This is a genomic window from Neorhizobium sp. T7_12 (assembly GCF_002968535.1).
In the GTDB taxonomy this organism is placed as follows: Bacteria; Pseudomonadota; Alphaproteobacteria; order Rhizobiales; family Rhizobiaceae; genus Neorhizobium; species Neorhizobium tomejilense.
Genome location: NZ_PVBK01000058.1, coordinates 1 through 409, shown reverse-complemented (window position 1 = coordinate 409; position 409 = coordinate 1). Strand labels below are relative to the sequence as shown.

The following is a 409-nucleotide window of genomic DNA, read 5'->3' as shown; positions in this document are numbered from 1 at the left end:
ACTCCTCATCATACTGCTGCCCCGGCAGACGGAGTGACTGTTGAAGGTGCTGCGTGCTTTCCTCTCCCAGCAGGTTTCCCCACTCGTCATACTCCCCGCGCCACGCCGTTTCCCCTTCCGGGCTGATAAGCGCCTGCGGCAGCCCACGGTGGTCACAGTGGTAAAGATGAAGTTTCCTCTCCGGGATGTATTCCGCCTCCAGTTGCGCCGCCATCTGTTCCGCCGTCAACCCACACTGTGCAAGCCACTGCTGGCTTTCTTCACTCACGCTGCCCTGCCGCAGTTCCCGCTCCAGCCTCCCCAGCATCACCGCCAGCTCCGCCGGTAGCGTCACACCCGTGTCCTCCTGCAACACCTCCGCCAGGCTACGGTGCCGCGCCTTCGCCTGTTCGCCATTCTCTGTTTCGAT

General features: G+C 62.6%; 1 protein-coding gene. It reads right to left on the bottom strand.

Annotated elements, in window-relative coordinates; genetic code table 11:
• Nucleotides 1–409, bottom strand: a 409-nt coding sequence (locus C5J26_RS32430; protein WP_172746241.1) for an RHS domain-containing protein, incomplete at both ends; no start/stop codon positions are given.